Origin of the sequence: Sutcliffiella cohnii (assembly GCF_002250055.1) — a bacterium.
Taxonomy (GTDB): Bacteria; Bacillota; Bacilli; order Bacillales; family Bacillaceae_I; genus Sutcliffiella; species Sutcliffiella cohnii.
Genome location: NZ_CP018866.1, coordinates 1,800,358 through 1,818,361, shown reverse-complemented (window position 1 = coordinate 1,818,361; position 18,004 = coordinate 1,800,358). Strand labels below are relative to the sequence as shown.

Genomic DNA, 18,004 nt, shown 5'->3' with positions numbered 1-18,004 from the left:
CTCCTGTATATTAAGATACATTCACCGCTGCTTTTAACTTTTGTTTATGCGAAAATAATAGCGCCATAATAAAAATTATGAGTGTTACCGTTATGAACGATCCATGCATGATCCACACCATTACTTCCATTGAGAACTTCTCTAAAATTGCTGGTGCAATAATAAATCCAACCGCAAACCCAAGCGATTTTAAGAGCATCCCTACTCCAAAAACTCTTCCCCTAATAGAATTATCTGCTTTCTGCAAAATGCTTGCATGTAACGTGTTAAAGGACGCATCGAATATGCCGGTAATAAATGCAAAAAGAAAAATGATAAATAGTATATTACTAGATAAAAACGTTATAAATCCTACCGACATGAACATTGCAGCTACAAAACAAACAAAGTAAATTCTATCATCTCTAATGATTTTTAGTTTTGGTAAAGTATATGTTGCGAGAATGGAACCAATGCCCCATACTCCCCAAATCATTCCGTAATAAAACGTTTGTCTTTCGAATGAAATACTTTCCGCCAATAGTGGAATACCTAGGTTATGAGAACTGCCTGCAAAAGCCCCAATTAAAAATACCGTGTTCACCATTAATAATAATGGTGCTACTTTTAAATAAGCAAATACTTCTTTCATATCAAACCAAATGGAAGTTAGTTTATTTTTTACACCGCTTAATACCTTTTTGGACGTTTTTGTACCTGCTTCCCATTTAACCGCTAGTAAAACTAATCCTGAAAAGATGTATGTTAAGGAATCAATCAATAATGTCACATTTGTACCTAATAGCTCCGTTATAATCCCCGCCCCGATAAAGCCAACTACTAAACTAATCGATGTCAGTCTTGCTACGAGTGAATTCGTCTCTACTATTTTATCTTGACCAAATATTTGTGGTATTTCAGAACTAAAGCTTACCATAAAACATGTGTTTAATAATCCGATGAGAAAGGCAACCGATACTACCATGATTGGTTCCGGAAACGGTATTAGGAGAAGAATGATTGCTGCACGGATAAAGTCCGTATATATCATTATTTTTCTTCTATTATATCGATCTGCCAATATTCCTGAAAATAAGCTTGCTACTACTCCTCCTATCGTTCTTGCAGCCATTACAGCAGCCATCCATACAGCGCTTCCCGTCGCCGTATACACAAGTACGTTTAAAATAATGATATCCATAAATGAACCAAAATCTGATAATGCCTTTGTATATAATATGTATTTCTTTTTCATCCTAGCTAATCTCCCTTATACTTATATGTTCATTATTTTAATCTTCACATAAGTATTTCGCAATACGAAATGATAGAGATATCGAAATATTTATTTAAGTTTCCTTTTTCTGACTTTATAATAGAAGTACAAAGGGGGTAACAGAATGATTCGATTAGAAAAAGTAAGTAGCGTTAATTTCCGACAATGTATTAATTTAAAAGTGGCAAAAGATCAAGAGCAGTTTATCGCACCTAATATGTACACAATTGCAGAGGCATATGTAGAAGAACATCTAATTCCATATGCAATTATGGTGGAGGAAGAGGTTGTTGGACTTTTAGCAACCGAAAATATTCCCGACGAAATGGAAGAGGATCGTTTCTGGATTCCGCGTTTTATGATTGGGGAAAAGTATCAGCGTAAAGGTTATGGAAAAGAGGCAATGCAAGAAATAATTCAAAACCTTGCAAAAGACCCTACTTGCTATCGTATACGACTCTCGGTTGTACCAGATAACAAGCAAGCAATGAATTTTTATAAAAATATTGGTTTTATTAGCACAGGAATAATCGCCCACGGAGAAGAAATAATGGAGTATATAGTAAAGTAACACGCCTACCAAAGTATGTAGTCAATGTATTACGAATTTATAATAATAGAAACAAAAGCTCACTACAAATGCGAGCTTTTTTCTATCTGACTGCCCCCTTTAATCAGTTAAATCCATCACAACTTCTGTTAATCGATGCCTAATAACTAGTTGTGTTTTTCGAGCTTGATTATGTAGATGTTCAATATCTTCTGTTTGTATTTCCCAGCCAAGCTTCGTTTCTTCCTCTAACTTTTTCACTTCCGATTCAATTATCGATTGATGTTTTATGTACAGTTGTTTTGCTATTTGCTCATCTTGGAATTCTTCCGGGAGCTTGAAATGTAGGTTAGCTAGCCATTCTTGAAATGCCTCTTCTCCTTGACTATTAAACCTGCTTTGGAGAGAACTAACTATGTCTGCTGCAAAGCTTGCGCTAAGCCCTATTTTTTTCATTCCCATCTCTAGATTTTTCATTGTAAGGTTATGTATATTGTTACTATGATTTAAAAACTTCCACATTTTATCATCTCCTTACTTATATAATAAGAAATAAACTCACTATTTGCGAGTCCATAAGACAAGGTGAACCTCGTTAGTTATCTTATACGATTACATTTTTAAATAGTTTCATATTCTATATCGGAAGTTTAATTTTTAAACATAAGACAAGAAAAAAACTCGGATCGAGCACGACCGAGTTTCTTCTATTATATATAATGGTTAATTGTTCTAATCATGTTCGTGTAATCATCGCATTTTTACGCTACAACTATACTTGAAACTGGTTTTATTTATCACCGAGTGCCATTTTTTTATCACCAAGACGGTTTTATTTATCACCGCGTGGCATTTATTTATCACCAAACTGGTGTTATTTATCACCTGTTCTCTCCATTACTTAACGCTATAAAATTGCTCTTCTTCCGTCGACCCTTTTAAAGCTTGAGTCGAAGCTGTACCGCCAGTAACTACTTTTGTTACTTCATCAAAGTAGCCTGTTCCAACTTCACGTTGGTGGCGTGTTGCTGTGTAACCATATTTTTCACTTGCAAACTCGTTTTGTTGTAATTCGGAGTAAGCACCCATGCCACGCTCTTTGTAGCCTCTTGCTAATTCGAACATACTGTAATTTAATGCATGGAAGCCAGCAAGTGTAACAAATTGGAATTTATAGCCGTATTCTGCAATTTTCTTTTGGAAGTTTTCAATCGTATCATCGTCTAATTTCGCTTTCCAGTTGAACGATGGAGAACAGTTGTAAGCTAACATTTTTCCTGGGAATTTTTCATGAATTGCTTTTGCGAACTTCTCCGCTTGCTCTAAATTCGGTTCTGAAGTTTCACACCAAATTAAATCTGCATAAGGAGCATACGCTAACCCGCGTGCAATTGCTTGGTCAATTCCTGCTTTTGTACGGAAAAACCCTTCTGTCGTACGTTCGCCAGTTAAAAACGACGCATCGACTGGATCAATATCACTCGTAATTAAATCCGCTGCATCTGCATCTGTTCTAGCTATTAACACTGTCGGTACGCCCATAACGTCGGCAGCTAAACGTGCAGAAATTAAATTTCGTACAGCTGTTTGCGTTGGTAATAATACTTTTCCACCTAAATGACCACATTTTTTCTCTGAGGATAATTGGTCTTCAAAGTGAACACCAGAAGCACCTGCTTCAATCATGCCTTTCATTAGCTCAAAAACATTTAATTGTCCACCAAAGCCTGCTTCAGCATCAGCTACAATTGGTGCAAAATAGTCTACATCGCCACTTCCTTCTAAATGTTGAATTTGGTCCGCACGTTGTAACGCTTGGTTAATACGCTTCACTACACTTGGTACACTGTTTGCTGGGTATAAACTTTGATCTGGATACATTTGTCCAGAAAGGTTTGCATCTGCAGCAACTTGCCATCCACTTAAGTAAATTGCTTTTAATCCAGCCTTCACTTGTTGAATTGCTTGATTACCAGTTAATGCTCCTAGTGCGTTTACGTAATCTTCTTCTTGTAATAGTTTCCAAAGCTTTTCTGAACCTCGCTTCGCTAACGTATATTCAATATCAATTGATCCTCTTAACTTTAATACTTCTTCCGCCGAATACGGTCTCGTTACACCATTCCATCTTTCTTGTAATTCCCAAGTTTCCTCTAATTCTGCTACTCTTTTCTCCATTGTCATTTCGTTTCTCCCCTTTTTTTAAAATTATAATAAACGGTATGCAGGTAACGTTAAAAACTCTGTAAATTCATCTTCTATTACTAGTTGTAAAAACAACTCTACTGCTTGATCTAATTTTCCTTCAGAAAAGTGAGTCGGGCCAACTTTCTTTAAGATTGCTTGTTTTTCTTCTTCCACAAACAGTCTCACTAGTGCTTCGTCAATATTTCGACCATCCTCTAATATTGCTAAAGGTTGGCGAATCCATTGCCATAGTTGTGCCCTAGAAATTTCTGCCGTTGCTGCATCTTCCATTAAATGAAATATCGGAACTGCTCCTCTACCATCAATCCATGAAGCGATATATTCGATGCCTACATGTATGTTTTGACGAAGTCCAGCTTCCGTAATCTTTCCGACTGGTACTTGGAGAAGTTCTTCTGCTGTTACCGTGAAATCTTCACGTTTCTTTTCAATTTGATTAGATCCTGTCATATGTTCATCAAAAACTTCCATCGCAACTGGAACTAATGCAGGATGAGCAACCCATGTGCCATCATGTCCGTCCATCACTTCGCGCAGTTTATCTTGGCGAACTTTTTCAAAAGCAGCACTGTTCGCCTCTTCATCGTTCTTTACCGGGATTTGCGCAGCCATCCCCCCAATTGCATGAGCATTTCGATGGTGACAAGTTTGCACAACTAATTGTGTGTATGCCCTCATGAACGGAACCGTCATCGTTACTAAACCACGTTCTGGTAAAAAGAAGCCGTCTTTATTACGGAATTTTTTTAAGAAACTAAAGATGTAGTCCCAGCGACCGCAGTTTAAACCTGCCGCATGTTCTTTCAATTCATACAGTATTTCATCCATTTCAAATGCAGCTGTAATAGTTTCTATAAGTACAGTTGCTTTAATGGTCCCACGTTCAATCCCTAATTCATTCTGTGCAACACAGAACACTTCGTTCCAAAGCCTTGCCTCTAAATGACTTTCTAGTTTTGGCAAATAAAAATATGGCCCACTTCCATTTTCGATTAATTTTTTTGCGTTATGATAAAAATAAAGTCCAAAATCGAAAAGACTTGCTGACACTTTTTCACCGTTTACTCTTACATGTTTTTCCTCTAAATGCCATCCTCGCGGACGAACGAGTAACGTTGCAATATTGTTATTTAGCTTATATTCCTTTCCATTATCAGCCACGAAATCTATTGTACGATGAACAGCATCTTTTAAATTTATTTGTCCTTCAATCAAATTACTCCAAGTTGGGGCTGTCGCATCCTCAAAGTCTGCCATAAAAACTTTTGCACCAGAGTTTAATGCATGAATGATCATTTTGCGGTCAACAGGTCCAGTTATTTCTACTCTACGATCCTCTAAGTCTTTCGGAACAGAACCTACTGTCCAGTCACCGGTCCGAATATAATCTGTTTCTGTTAAGAAATGCAGCCTTTCCCCACTATCTAATCGTTTTTGTCTTTCCTTTCTTTCTAATAGCAAGCGATTCCGTTTTGCTTGAAACTGTATGTGGAGCTTTTCAATAAATTGCAATGCTCCTTCTGTTAGTACAGTGTCATAATGACGATTCATTGGACCAATTACTTCTACACCAACGGTTTCTGCCTTCAACTTCTCTCCTCCTATTCAAATCTGTTATTAAACAGCCATTACTAATTCATATGTATTATATAACACATATGATTCAAAATTAAATAGTTTTTTTAGAAAATTCTTTCGACTTTTTTTGACAAAAGTAAAAAAACCTTGATATATCAAGGTTTCCCCCTAATTATATAACGATAAATTTTCGTCTTTTCCTGTTTCAATCAAGTTTTTCACTATTCTACCCAACACTTGGTTATAAACTGTACCATTATCTCCGTAACCAAAAATGAAAAAACAACGAGGATACTGTTCATACATTTTTATCATTGGTAATCCATTATGTGTGCCACCATAGAAAGCGCCGAGGTAAAACTCTGCTTGTACATCTATGTTGGGGAATAACTTCTGAAATTCGGCCAACAGTAAGTCTCGTTTATGAATTATTTTTTGATCCCGCTTTTCTGGATTGGAAGTTGTTTCATCTAAGCCACCAATTATTACACGATTGTCTGCCGTCGTCCTCAGATAAATATACGGACGAGCAGTTTCCCATATTAATGTTTGCTTGTACCAACTGGATAAATCAGTAATTGGCGTCGTCACAATGGAGTAAGAGCTTTCCAACACTGCATTTTTATCCTTTTTCATATCTAAATTTTCGTAACCACCTGCAAAAACAACGTAATTTGCTTTAATACAGTATTTTTCTTTTGTATATAAAAAGGCCATTTCCTTTTCTAATCGCTTTCCAACTATTTCGGTATGTTCATATATTTCAATACCACTTTCTTTACAAGCTTCTAGTAATCCATATACGTATTTTAACGGATTCATTTCACCATCATTATAGGAATAGATTGCTGCCTCTTTTTCAAATGGATACCTTTCACGAATTTGTGACTTTGTTAACCAATCTACTTGAAACCCGTGTTTTTTTAACATGTTATAGTCTGTTTCCAGCTCATGTAAATCCTCTTTCGTACTAGCAAAATAAAGGCTATCACGCACCTTATACTCTGGATCAATCGGTAATAGGCGGCATGTGTTTTCAATTTCTGAAATCGCTTTTTGACATAGCTGGTAATGTAGTATTGTATTTTTTTCTCCAAATGAATTAACTAACGCTGTTGTCGTCTTGTCTCCTAATATTTGAATTAGTGCCGTATTTGTTGACGTACTGCCTGCACCAACTGTTCGTTTATCAACAACTACTACTTTTGCACCACTATCTTTTAACATATATGCAAGTTGTGCACCCGAACTACCTGCACCGATAATACAATTATCACATTCAATATCTTCTGATAAACTTTTATAAATTGGTTCGTTTTCCATTGTAGTTGGCCAGTATAGCTTTCCTGTTTGTAAATTCATCTCTTCACACATGCCCCCTTATTCCCTAATAGTAATATCCAATAATTGCAGGAATCATCAATCGTATAAATTGATAAAAATATTTAAAACTAACATTATGAATTATTTAGAAGTAGGTGAAGAAAAAGTATGAACAATCTACATGAAGGAAATTCGATCTATATATTTTATCGCAATCCTCATACACAAAACGTGGCAACGATTGAAGAAGCGACTATTGTACAAGATCCTCATAGTGGAGAATTAGCACTAGCGCTTTACAATACGTTTTATCCAATTACAGAAGACTTAGCTTATTACACTTCGCTAGAAGAAGCAGAAACAGTGTACAACGATTATTTCGGTGACACTTTTTAAGGGGAGAAAATTATGAGACCATTTGTTCCTCAACTCGTTTATATGGAACCTAGAGCGTTGGAATATCCATTAGGAGTTGAATTAAAAAATAAATTCGAAGCAATGGGTTTAGAAATTAGGGAAACAACGTCCCACAATCAAATACGTGATTTACCTGGTAAGAACGATTTTCAAAAATATCGAAATGCGAAATCAACGTTAGTAGTTGGTGTTCGTAAAACGTTAAAATTCGATACTTCCAAACCTTCTGCAGAATACGCTATTCCATTGGCGACTGGCTGTATGGGACATTGTCATTACTGTTATTTACAGACTACAATGGGGAGTAAACCTTATATTCGTACATACGTAAATGTGGACGAAATTTTTGAGCAGGCCGAAAAATATATGGCCGAACGCGCACCTGAACCTACTCGTTTTGAAGCATCTTGTACGTCAGATATTGTTGGAATTGACCATTTAACACATACGTTAAAAAAGACGATTGAATTTTTCGGTAAGAAAGAAGAAGGGTTACTACGCTTCGTGACGAAGTTTCATCACGTGGACCATTTATTAGATGCGGATCATCAAGGAAAAACACGTTTTCGTTTTAGTGTTAATGCAGATTTCGTTATAAAAAACTTTGAACCTGGGACGTCTCCGCTCGATTTACGAATTGAGGCAGCGGAAAAAGTGGCAAATGCAGATTATCCACTCGGATTTATCGTTGCACCAATTTATATACATGAAGGTTGGCAAGAAGGCTATAAAAATCTGTTTCAAAAGCTTTATGAAAAATTACCGAAACACGCGACTGAAAATTTAACTTTTGAGCTCATTCAACATCGCTTTACAAAACCAGCAAAACGGGTTATCCAACAAAATTATCCGATGACTAAATTAGAATTGGATGAAGCGAAACGACAGTATAAATGGGGTAAATATGGAATCGGTAAATATATCTACCCGAAAGATGAAGCGAATGAATTAAAAGATACACTTTCGGAGTATATTCAGTCTTACTTTCCACAGGCAAAGATTGAATATTTTACTTAAATAAGTAAACGCAAGTCTGCTTTGATAACAGGCTTGCGTTTTATTTTTAAGTTGGGATATAACTATTTTTATCAAAGTAAAAACCAACAAAAAATAGGACGGGTGAATAATTACTCGCTCCGGAAAACCGCGTTAGGCCGATTTTTATCATGGTCAACTTAATTTTTGTACCATCCTCTGTTTTTAATTAATATTTTACTAACGGTGATTGTACGTATTGTAATATTAATTTTTCTGTATTGTCGATAGACGTTTCATGCGTACGTTCGAAAGCATGAGAGGATTCAATTCCAGGACCAATCAAGCCATGTACGATGTCATGTCCAGAGCGGATAGCCGCTGATGCATCCGATCCGTAATAAGGATAAATATCTACCTTGTAATCAATGTTGTTTTCTTGTGCCAATTGAACTAAGTGTTTACGTAAACCGTAATGATACGGACCACTAGCATCTTTTACACAAATAGAAACCGTATACTCATCTGAAGATTGTCCATCTCCTAACGCCCCCATATCAACAGCTAAATATTCGACCGTTTCAGGTGTAATATTAGAATTACCACCATATCCAATTTCTTCATTATTAGAAATTAAGAAATGGGTTGTATATGGTAAAGTAACTCCTTCTGTTTGGATAAATTTAATGAGACGTAAAAGAATAGCAACACTCGCTTTATCATCTAAATGACGAGATTTAATATAACCGTTTTCTGTAATTTGTACCCGTGGGTCAAAAGATACAAAATCTCCTACTTCGATACCAAGTGAACGCACTTCTTCCGCATTAGACACTTTTGCATCAATACGAACTTCGATATTCTCATCGTTTCGTGGAGCGTCGCCAGCATTTTTATATACATGGACAGACGTTTGATGCATTAAAATGGTACCTGTATACGTTTTTCCTGAGGAAGTTTCAATTTCACAATATTCCCCTTCAACAGAATTCCAACGAAAACCACCAATCATTGCAAGTTTCAAGCGACCATTTGACTTTACTTCTTTCACCATTGCACCTAACGTATCAACATGCGCTGTTAACATACGATGTTCAGCTTCGTTAACACCTGGAATTGTTACAATTAATCCACCTTTGCGGTTGCGTTTCATTTCAACGTTATATTCTTTTAAGTAATTTTCTACGAATGAAATAACTTTTTCCGTGTTTCCAGACGGACTTGGGATAGATACTAATTCTTTAATTAACTGAAAAGTTTCTTTCGGATTTGGAAAACTCATATATGTACACTCCTATTTTCAAAATGTATTACTAGTATACTATATTTTCAGAAAAACAAGAATTAATAATAGTTTGTTCCCGAACAGATAATTTCACACCAACACAGGAAAAAAGTTGACAAATAATTTCCATGTAGTATAATAAATACTTGGCTTCAGTTTTGGTATGCAAATAGCATTACTAAAAGCCGTTAGTAACTTGATCTATCATAGAAAGGAAGAACGTTATGACATCTATTTTATCTCTAAAAGATTCACAAGGATGCACTGGCGTTCCATCTAGTTTTCACAGAGCTTAATCGATCTGGCACGGTCTAGGAACCGTAAGGACGTATGAGAGGTAGGGCTTACGTTGTTTAAGTAAGAAAAACTACCATGGAATTTTACCGCGGCAATGGGAAATTTTACATTAAACATTTGATATATACTTGTGAGGAAGCAAGTTACTATGAATTAGCAACAAAGTCTATGTCGATACACTAGGCACCGTTGCATTACAAAAAAGTAAGCTACATAACAGTAGCTTACTTTTTTTACGTACTAAATCCCCCCTAACTATCTCACTCCAGTCATCTCTTTCTATCCGCACAATGAATAAAAAACCTAAAATAATATTTATCTTACGTGAAATTTAACTTCAATTTTCAACTCACAAACTAAAAAAATTTGCATAATATCTATTTATCTAGTAAAATAGGAAACTGTTTGTATAAACTGGGATTGAGGTGGAAAATATGTCCTTCCAAAGCTTATTTTTAGCAGAAGAGGATACGAGAAATAAAGAAGAATTAAAGCGCGACTTAGAAGAACTCGAATTTCAATTGTATCGTATGCAGGACAATATGAAAGAAATCGCAAGAAAATGGCAAGTAATTGGCATTGATCAAACGAAAGAAGATTCTTGGGTAATTGTCTATAAAGAAAAAGATGAAGATTCTTGTAAAATCATGTTATATGAATGTGACACTGCTTTTAGAGGAGAATGGGACTTCTCGATTCATGCAAAATATGAAGACAACGACACCATCTTTATCGGGGATATAAAAGGTCCAACAAATAAAGGATACGGCTCCATTTGTATGAAGCACCTGAAAGAAGTTGCGAAAGAGCAAAACATCCAATACATTACAGGGGATATCGCCGAAAGAGATTGGGACCACGTTGATCGATTAGTTCATTTTTATGAAAAACATAACTTTGAAGTTGATATAGATCAACATAACAAGTGTGGCGAAATTATTTGCCGACCCTTTACAGAAGAGTCTTGATGTAAGACTCTTTTTCTTCTACACTTAAGGTATTCGTAACAATTGTTGGCCTAAAGACGAAAGGAGCTGCACTTCATGCCAAACATACATGGAAGCTTAGTTGATAATAAAACAAGGTGTATACATTGGCACTCGAAAAAAGATATTATCGCCATTAAGTTTTACTGTTGTGGTAAATACTATCCGTGTTACAGTTGCCACGAAGAGCATGAAGATCACCCTATCACTGTTTGGCCACGAGATAAATTTAATGAACTCGCTATTCTATGCGGAGAATGCAAGCAACAATTAACGATTAATCAATATTTGTCATCAGGTTCTGTTTGTCCTTTTTGTAATGCAAACTTTAATCCTGGCTGTAGCTTTCACTACCATTTATACTTTGAAAAATAAACAACATAAAAAGAGCTTAAGGGAACTTAAGCTCTTTTTCGTGTTTACCTATATTTTTCAATTGCGGATTGCAGTTTTAGTGCTAGTGTAATATCCCCTTTTACTTTAAGCTTTCCAGTCATGAAAGCCATTGTAGTGTTCAATTTACCATCGATAAATTTAAGAACATCCCCAGAAGAAAGTTGTAGCGTACAATCTGCTTCTCTTTCTACATCTTCTAATATAAAGACTTGTCCTTCTTTGAAGACGATTTGATACGTTACATCGTCAGTTAGATCAAATTGATATACAGATGACAACCGTTGGATTCCTTCTGGATTTTCATTCATTTTTTTCTGCAAGTCTTCAAAGGCTTGTTTTACCGACATTTCTCTTCTCCCCTTTGTCTAACCTTAGTTATTTTCTTCTTTTTTTAATGCCTCTTGATAGTTACGATAGTTTTTTCTTAATAGAAATGCAGCATAGCCCATAATAACTAACGTTAACCAAAACCTAAAGTCGATTGCATCAGCTGTTCCATAATAAAAGGCAACAATTGCCAAAAAGATGACAAAAACTGTATCGACAATTACTAACACTTTATATCTTTTCGCCATGTATTATTACACTCCCTTCTTCAAATCTAAATTTCCAAGCTCATAGATAGCACGTGCATAAATGGCAGTTGCTTTTAGCAAATCTTCTATTTCGATATATTCATCTGCTTGATGGGCTGTCATTTCTTTTCCAGGAAAGCACATACCAAACGCTACCCCTTTTTCCATAAATCGCGCGTATGTTGCCCCCCCAGTAGAAAGCAATGTTGCCTTTTCGTTCATTTCTTCCTCATACACAGTTTGAAGCGTTTGTATCATCGGGTGATCAGCACTAACATGATGTGGTAGTGATTCACGCAATTCCTCAATCATGAACCCTTTTGTATTCACTGCTTCTCGTAATCTGTTTTTCGTTACTTCAAAATCTAGAGATACTGGACAGCGTATATTGAGGCGAACAGCCTTTTCTCCTGACTTTTCATAAGAAATAACACCTGGGTTAACGGTTAATGGTCCTGTTATCTCGTCATGATACGAAATGGCTAAGCTTTTCCCATCATACCCCTCATGCAAACAGGATAAGAAAGATAAAAATGTGGAAGCTTGCTCGTCAAATGGAAGCGTTTCTAAAAAGCTAGCTAACAAAGTCGCGGCATTTTTCCCTTTATGTGGCTCCATACCGTGTGCTGACTTCCCTATGAGCGTAATATGTATTTGTTCCCCATCCTTCTCTATTGTACCTTCTACACCGTTCGTTGTACAAAACTTTTCATAATGAAGCTGGATGTTGTTCGCTACACCTTCTACAATGGCTATAGCTCGTTCAGGTACCATATTCGGTCTACTTCCAGATTGAAACGAAAGAAGTACTACTGTAGATGGATTTACTTCCTTTTCCTTTAGTACGACTTTTACATTTAACTGACCTTTTTCCGCATGAATTATAGGAAAATCCGCATCTGGAGCAAATCCGATCGTAGGCATCGCTTCTACTTCACGATAATGCTTCATACAGCTCATACCACTTTCTTCATCTGTCCCAAATATAATTCGTACGTTATTCTTCAGCGGTAAATTTAGTTCTTTCACTATTTTCAAACCGTAAAAGGCCGCTAGTGTTGGACCTTTATCATCAATAGCACCACGTGCAAATAGTTTTCCATCCCGTACGGTCGGCTCGAATGGTGGAGTAGTCCACTTCCCGGTTGCAGGAACAACATCTACATGACACAATAAGCCAATATGTTGCTCTTCTTCATTATTGCCGTACTGCGCATAGCCAGCGTACCCATCTACATTTTTCGTGTGAAAACCTGCGTTTTCTGATAGATTTAAGACGTACTCAAGTGCTTTTCCTACTTTTATCCCCATCGGATTGTTTATCGATTTTGTTGTCTCATCTTTAACACTATCAATTTTTAATAAGCCTATTAAATCTTGCATTAGCATATCTTCTCTTCTTAATACTTCGCCATACCAATTTATCATAACATCCCCTCCTACTATTAAATTACACGTCGTAGTAGAAGATTACAAACATTCTTTGAATGTAGAATATAATATTTTTAGTTAATAATTTTCATCATTACAAAAACGCGTACCCCTATTGTGTTTTGGATACGCGGTAACACTAATTATTCTTCTCAACGAAATATTCGATTACTTCTTCTAATGTTAGCCTTTGAATATGTGATATCGTAACATTATGACTTTCTAACTCCTGTTGAACTTGTTGAAAATCGTTCGTAGTAATTTGTAATGGTGCATGAGCTACATGTACGATATTAGGATGAGCTTTTAAATTTTCTGGGATTTCCGTTATCCATATCCTTGCCCAACTATCGTATATATCATCCTTTTCAAATGAATAAACGATTTTCCCCTCATCTAACAAATAAATGTAATCACATAGCTGTTTTACTTCCTCCATAATATGTGTTGATAAAAGTATACTTTTTTCGCCGTTTTCCATAAAAAGTGTGAGGTCTTCTTTCATTTTTCGTTGCGACACAACATCTACACCAGAGGTCGGTTCGTCTAACAATAAAATTTCGGGGTGATGGGAAATAGAAAAAATAAATTCTGCTTTCTTTTTCGTACCTTTTGAACATTTTCCATATTTTTCATTTCCGTCCATTTTATATCGGCTTAATAAATATTGAAAGTAGTCGGCGTCCCAAGTTGGATACCAATAGGAAATGTGATTTGCTAACTCCTTTATCGTTAAATGGCCGAACGGCTCTAACAAATCACCAACAAAACCAACTTTCTGTTTTGATTCCACTTCATTTTCTTTCATATTTTTACCTAGCAATGAAATGGATCCTTTATCCTTTTGAAGAATATTCATTACGATACGAAACAAAGTACTTTTCCCAGATCCATTTCCTCCTAACAAAGCTACGACTGTTCCTTTTTCAACTTGAAGATCAAGCGGACCTAAACTAAATTTTTTATAATGTTTTTCTAACCCTTTTATTTCTAGAGCTGAGGTAGTCATCTTGTACCTCCATTAATTTTTATTAAAATGATTTTTCATTACTTCTTCAAAAATAGTCATTATTTCATCTTTCGTACAACCAACCTGTATTCCATGCTCAATAGCTTTTTGAAGAGCATCATATAACACCTTATTCTTTGCTTCTTCTTTTAGAATTGTATCTATTTCTCGCACGAACGTTCCCTTTCCTTGTACAGTTTTAATGAATCCACTGTTTTCTAAATTATGATAAGCTCTCCTTGTCGTTATGACACTACATGATAAATGACTCGCCAATACTCGAATAGAAGGAAGTGGGGTTCCAGGTTGTAACTGACCACCAACAATTAATGCTTGAATTTGTGTTTCAATTTGATGATAAATTGGTTCTCTACTTTCTTCGGATACTTTTATCGGTAGCACCATGCACCCTCCTCCCTTCCACTACAAGTAATCCCTAGTATGCAATCGAGCAGTAAGCATTCTATACCACAAATAACATCCTAAAACTCCAATGACAAAGGATAGTATTACAATCGGCCAACCTATATTCATTGCTAAATAAAGCGTCCACTCTACTATTCCTATTTGAAAAAAATAGTGAAAAACAAACGCTACCACAATAAAAATCCCAATAAGGATATAAGGTAAAACATGTAACATCTTACCGTTCGTTCCATATTCAATAAACGTATTAACTCCGCCTATCGCTAACGAATAGCCGAACCAAAGAAGGAACAATACAATGAAGTCGCTCTTATGAACGAATTGGAATATATCGGCGCGTAATAAAACAAATATTGTACAAAAGTAAGTAGTACCCATGATAAACACAGTGACTAACATAATATACGTCCTGCTTAAAGAAATCACCTTAACAGGTATTGGTAGCGCTCGATAAAATGCCATGATTTTACTAAAGGGATCTTCTTTTATCGTCCTAAAGCTTAAATAAGGTCTAGACATAAAAATTGCAGCGAGCGATGGGGTTAGTATAAAAAACATAAAATCGATTACAACAAAGCTATAATATTCATCTTCTGAATCAAACATATATCTAATTGATTGGTCTAGTATTAAACTTGCAAACCCCGCAAAAACAATGGTTGCTATTATAGTAAAGATAATTGGAAAAATACTTTGTTTTAAATCTTGTCTAGCTAACCACCATGCTTGCTTATACATTTACAATCCCTCCGTGTTAATCATTGGATATCATATCATTAAAAAATCCTCTATCTCCATACCCTAAGAAATCAATGCCAAAATAAGTTAGTACTCCAAACACAAGTCCCCACACTATAATACTTGCCATCATCCAAACTGAAGTACTCTTTTTTGTTCCCCCAAAACTAATACTCATGAATGCAGTTAAATGACTTCCAACTAGTAAAGGTCCTATAAACGCTAATCCTGGTAAACCGTACTTTTTCCATAAACTTTGTGCACGTCTAGCTCGTTTACTAGGTTCCTTATCTACCTCATCACCTTTACGTTTCTTTCTCCATTCTTTTATTTTGTTAACAAAAAGAATTAATAATAAAACGGTTAAGATGTTACCAATCAACGCGATTAGAACTACCGGTATTGCTGGAAGTCCAGCAAAAATAGCTAGCGCAATAACTCCATACGCTTCAAAAAACGGAACTGCCGCAAATACAAAAACTAAAATATATGCCCATAATAAATCTAAAAAACCCATTAGTCTTCCCCCTAAAAGTGTTATAGTGTATATATCAATATACACACTATAACACTTGTGAGTGAGAAATAAAAGATTAAATTTAATAAAAAATCGAGTAGGAGGCGCCTCGCGGCGCCGACCTCTCACACCACCGTACGTACCGTCCGGTATACGGCGGTTCGAAAGTTTATAAAATTACTTTTGAAAGAGACTTCAAACCCTGATTACGCCAGTAATCATTATTCAATGCTCTATCCAGGATTGGTGAGTTAGACATTCTCCAATATCCTTTCCTGGTGTTAGCGTTCTTCAATGCTTTTTCTTTTGATATACCTAATTTCATTAGGTTTCTGTACTTAGTACGTACCTTCTTCCATTCCTTCCATCGGCAAGCTCTTAGTCTTCGACGTATATGTGCATCAAGGTCTGATGCATATCTCTTCAAATCTCCAACTTTAAAGTAATTACCCCATCCTTGAATGAGTTGGTTCAATTTCAGAATTCTATACTTCATACTTACTCCCCAATTACGGTTAGTTAATTTCTTGAGCTTTTCTTCGAAACGACTCTTTGTTTTCTTTGGCACGTATACTCTAGTCTTCCTTCCAATCTTGTAGAAGCTCACTCCTAAGAACATACGTGCATTCGGCTTTCCCACGGCACTCTTCTCAGCGTTCACCTTTAGTTTTAGTTTCTTTTCTATGAATTCTGTGATTCCTGTCTTCACTCGTTCTCCAGCCTTTAGGCTTTTCACGTAGATATTACTATCATCTGCATATCTGACAAACCTATGGCCTCTCTTTTCTAACTCCTTATCAAGCTCATTTAAGATGATGTTGCTAAGTAATGGGCTGAGTGGTCCACCTTGTGGTGTACCTTCTCTATTTACCGTTACTACACCATTCTCCATAATTCCAGCTTGTAGGTATCTTCTTATTAACTTAAGAGTAGGTTTATCTGAAATTGACTTGGTGACTAGGGACATCAACTTATCATGTTGTACTCGGTCAAAGAATTTCTCTAAATCAATATCTACAACGAAGTTGTATCCTTCCTCTATATATTGCCTTGCTTGTTCTATAGCCTGGTGCGCACTTTTATTTGGCCTAAAACCATAACTATATTGGCTAAACTGAGGTTCAAATATCGGAGTTAGTATTTGGACCATCGCCTGTTGGATGACTCTATCAGTCACAGTTGGAATTCCTAGGTTTCGAAGCCCACCGTTTGATTTAGGTATTTGAACTCTTCTTACTGGCTGAGGTTTGTACTTACCTTGTTTAATAAGTAGGATAATTTCTGCACCATTTTCCTTTAAGTGAAGGCGAGTAGCTTCAATATCTTTCGCATCGACTCCTGCTGCTCCTTTATTTCTTCTGACCTTTTCGAAGGCTTGGTTTAGATTATCCTTTTCTAATATCATCTCTATCAGTGTTTTAGTAAATTTCATATTGTTCCTATGTCATCAAGGTTGTACAAGAGTAACTCCACACTACAAAAGATGCTTCTGCTTTCCGAGCATTCTGCTCTTTTCATAGTCTTTATGTTGGCTATGTCATTGTTATCTTGTAAATGGCTCTAACATAGTCGCTCCTTTCGTTCCGTCCTTCCCAACCATTCGGTTGGTACTATGACTTCTGCTGACTTCTCTTAGTTCAGCTACTTATCGCTAAGTAGGTTCTCTAGCGAGGTACTAAGAGATCTCCCAGGGTAAGTTCATCCACTTTCCCCTCATATATCTGCCACATTTATTCCTGTTCTATCTGGGGATATTTCGGACTTTGTTTTGTTTAGCAAACTCATCCTAGAACAGAGAACCTCGAATGTGGTTCGTGTACCTCAGACCGAGGGTTTGCCTAGGGCTTCCTTCAGATTCCGCGTCGCCACGGACACCCTTGCCTTCGACTAATGGTTCGCATATCCCAACGCCCATAACGGACTTTCACCGTCGAGTTGATGAACATGCCTGGCACACTAAAAAAACATCTTTCCTATTGGGAAAGATGTTAAGACGTCCTTAAAATAAAAAGGACTCTCATTAAAATGAGAGTCCTTT

General features: G+C 36.3%; 19 protein-coding genes. 5 read left to right on the top strand and 14 right to left on the bottom strand.

All coding sequences use genetic code 11. The features are described 5' to 3' along the window. Positions 1 to 10: 10 nt before the first annotated feature. Positions 11 to 1,234, bottom strand: coding sequence for an MFS transporter (locus BC6307_RS08950; RefSeq protein ID WP_066420171.1), 1,224 nt, complete (start codon positions 1,232 to 1,234; stop codon positions 11 to 13). A gap of 145 nt (positions 1,235 to 1,379) precedes the next feature. On the opposite strand from BC6307_RS08950, the gene BC6307_RS08945 reads away from it, so the two are divergent. Then, on the top strand, positions 1,380 to 1,826 hold the full coding sequence (locus tag BC6307_RS08945) for a GNAT family N-acetyltransferase (RefSeq protein ID WP_066420170.1): 447 nt from the start codon (positions 1,380 to 1,382) through the stop codon (positions 1,824 to 1,826). Between the two features lie 99 nt (positions 1,827 to 1,925). Here BC6307_RS08945 and BC6307_RS08940 read toward each other — a convergent pair whose 3' ends face one another. The 4 genes from BC6307_RS08940 to BC6307_RS08925 form a co-directional block, all read right to left on the bottom strand. Further along, positions 1,926 to 2,327: a hypothetical protein gene (locus tag BC6307_RS08940; RefSeq protein ID WP_066420168.1), complete on the bottom strand. Its 402-nt coding sequence runs from the start codon at positions 2,325 to 2,327 to the stop codon at positions 1,926 to 1,928. Positions 2,328 to 2,702: 375 nt separating this feature from the next. After that, positions 2,703 to 3,983, bottom strand: a complete 1,281-nt coding sequence (gene aceA, locus BC6307_RS08935) for an isocitrate lyase (protein ID WP_094366295.1) — start codon at positions 3,981 to 3,983, stop codon at positions 2,703 to 2,705. A 30-nt stretch (positions 3,984 to 4,013) separates the two neighbouring features. After that, complete coding sequence (gene aceB / locus BC6307_RS08930) at positions 4,014 to 5,603, bottom strand: malate synthase A (protein ID WP_066420165.1); 1,590 nt, start codon at positions 5,601 to 5,603, stop codon at positions 4,014 to 4,016. Positions 5,604 to 5,759: 156 nt separating this feature from the next. Continuing rightward, positions 5,760 to 6,953 carry an NAD(P)/FAD-dependent oxidoreductase gene (locus BC6307_RS08925; protein ID WP_066420163.1) on the bottom strand — a complete coding sequence of 398 codons (1,194 nt, stop codon included), beginning with the start codon at positions 6,951 to 6,953 and terminating at the stop codon, positions 5,760 to 5,762. A 129-nt stretch (positions 6,954 to 7,082) separates the two neighbouring features. Here BC6307_RS08925 and BC6307_RS08920 point away from each other — a divergent pair, with 129 nt between their 5' ends. Both BC6307_RS08920 and splB read left to right on the top strand, forming a co-directional pair. Beyond that, positions 7,083 to 7,310: a transcriptional regulator SplA domain-containing protein gene (locus BC6307_RS08920; protein ID WP_066420161.1), complete on the top strand. Its 228-nt coding sequence runs from the start codon at positions 7,083 to 7,085 to the stop codon at positions 7,308 to 7,310. Positions 7,311 to 7,319: 9 nt separating this feature from the next. Then, positions 7,320 to 8,348 (top strand): spore photoproduct lyase, encoded by a 1,029-nt coding sequence (gene splB, locus BC6307_RS08915; protein ID WP_066420156.1) that lies wholly within the window; start codon positions 7,320 to 7,322, stop codon positions 8,346 to 8,348. 187 nt (positions 8,349 to 8,535) lie between these two features. Here the strand turns inward: splB and BC6307_RS08910 are convergent, their stop codons facing one another. Beyond that, positions 8,536 to 9,588, bottom strand: coding sequence for a M42 family metallopeptidase (locus tag BC6307_RS08910; protein WP_066420154.1), 1,053 nt, complete (start codon positions 9,586 to 9,588; stop codon positions 8,536 to 8,538). A 734-nt stretch (positions 9,589 to 10,322) separates the two neighbouring features. Between BC6307_RS08910 and BC6307_RS08905 the strand changes: the two genes are divergently transcribed. Together BC6307_RS08905 and BC6307_RS08900 are read left to right on the top strand one after the other, a co-directional pair. Next, on the top strand, positions 10,323 to 10,856 hold the full coding sequence (locus BC6307_RS08905) for a GNAT family protein (RefSeq protein ID WP_066420153.1): 534 nt from the start codon (positions 10,323 to 10,325) through the stop codon (positions 10,854 to 10,856). Positions 10,857 to 10,931: 75 nt separating this feature from the next. After that, positions 10,932 to 11,249: a CHY zinc finger protein gene (locus tag BC6307_RS08900; protein ID WP_084380669.1), complete on the top strand. Its 318-nt coding sequence runs from the start codon at positions 10,932 to 10,934 to the stop codon at positions 11,247 to 11,249. Positions 11,250 to 11,293: 44 nt separating this feature from the next. Here BC6307_RS08900 and BC6307_RS08895 read toward each other — a convergent pair whose 3' ends face one another. From BC6307_RS08895 to ltrA, 8 genes are all read right to left on the bottom strand, one after another. Continuing rightward, positions 11,294 to 11,617, bottom strand: a complete 324-nt coding sequence (locus BC6307_RS08895; RefSeq protein ID WP_066420150.1) for an SCP2 sterol-binding domain-containing protein — start codon at positions 11,615 to 11,617, stop codon at positions 11,294 to 11,296. A gap of 24 nt (positions 11,618 to 11,641) precedes the next feature. Next, on the bottom strand, positions 11,642 to 11,845 hold the full coding sequence (locus BC6307_RS08890) for a hypothetical protein (RefSeq protein ID WP_066420147.1): 204 nt from the start codon (positions 11,843 to 11,845) through the stop codon (positions 11,642 to 11,644). Between the two features lie 6 nt (positions 11,846 to 11,851). Then, positions 11,852 to 13,273: a dipeptidase PepV gene (pepV, locus tag BC6307_RS08885; RefSeq protein WP_066420146.1), complete on the bottom strand. Its 1,422-nt coding sequence runs from the start codon at positions 13,271 to 13,273 to the stop codon at positions 11,852 to 11,854. Between the two features lie 142 nt (positions 13,274 to 13,415). Then, positions 13,416 to 14,285, bottom strand: coding sequence for an ABC transporter ATP-binding protein (locus BC6307_RS08880; protein ID WP_066420144.1), 870 nt, complete (start codon positions 14,283 to 14,285; stop codon positions 13,416 to 13,418). Between the two features lie 12 nt (positions 14,286 to 14,297). Then, positions 14,298 to 14,690: a GntR family transcriptional regulator gene (locus tag BC6307_RS08875; RefSeq protein ID WP_066420143.1), complete on the bottom strand. Its 393-nt coding sequence runs from the start codon at positions 14,688 to 14,690 to the stop codon at positions 14,298 to 14,300. 18 nt (positions 14,691 to 14,708) lie between these two features. Then, on the bottom strand, positions 14,709 to 15,449 hold the full coding sequence (locus BC6307_RS08870) for a hypothetical protein (protein ID WP_066420142.1): 741 nt from the start codon (positions 15,447 to 15,449) through the stop codon (positions 14,709 to 14,711). 16 nt (positions 15,450 to 15,465) lie between these two features. Next, complete coding sequence (locus BC6307_RS08865; protein ID WP_066420141.1) at positions 15,466 to 15,966, bottom strand: small multi-drug export protein; 501 nt, start codon at positions 15,964 to 15,966, stop codon at positions 15,466 to 15,468. Positions 15,967 to 16,135: 169 nt separating this feature from the next. Next, on the bottom strand, positions 16,136 to 17,398 hold the full coding sequence (ltrA, locus tag BC6307_RS08860; RefSeq protein WP_066422027.1) for a group II intron reverse transcriptase/maturase: 1,263 nt from the start codon (positions 17,396 to 17,398) through the stop codon (positions 16,136 to 16,138). Positions 17,399 to 18,004: the final 606 nt, after the last annotated feature.